This is a genomic window from Pseudomonas sp. EA_65y_Pfl1_P113, assembly GCF_963970525.1.
GTDB classification, from domain to species: Bacteria; Pseudomonadota; Gammaproteobacteria; order Pseudomonadales; family Pseudomonadaceae; genus Aquipseudomonas; species Aquipseudomonas tritici.
Map to the genome: position 1 here is coordinate 1 of NZ_CAXAQM010000628.1, position 443 is coordinate 443.

General features: G+C 63.0%; 1 protein-coding gene. It reads right to left on the reverse strand.

Going from position 1 to position 443, the window contains the following annotated elements; translation table 11 throughout:
- A partial coding sequence (locus AACY52_RS31445) for a hypothetical protein (RefSeq protein WP_339561567.1) occupies positions 1-218 on the reverse strand: 218 nt, incomplete at its 3' end.
- Positions 219-443 lie beyond the last annotated feature (225 nt).

The window sequence follows — 443 nt, forward strand, 5'->3', positions numbered from 1 at the left end:
TAATCGATCCACCCCCGCTGGGTGGCGGCGTCGCGGGCGGCGGTGTGCTTCTTGCGGGCTTCCGCCAGCGATTTGGCGTGCCCCCAAAATACCTCGGTCTTGCCATTGCCAAGCTGGGCAACGATCCGCCAATAATGGGTGAACGCCAGCGACGTCGGACCGATCGTCTTCACATAGCCGTCGGACAGCGTAGCCGTCAGATAGTATTTCTTGGCCATGGCCGGTGCCTCGGGAACGCGATCACGCCGCCACTTGGGCGGGGTTTATCGACAGGCCCATGACATGCGATCGACGTCCCCTCAAGCCAAGGCCGAGGGCGCGTCAGGAAAGGATGCAGAATGCGGAAGATTGAGTGCGAGGGCATCTGCCGATACAGGGTGAGGCACACCGCACGTGCTCGATCCGCGATCGGGCGTGCGGCATGAGCGGGCGCTTTTTCGACG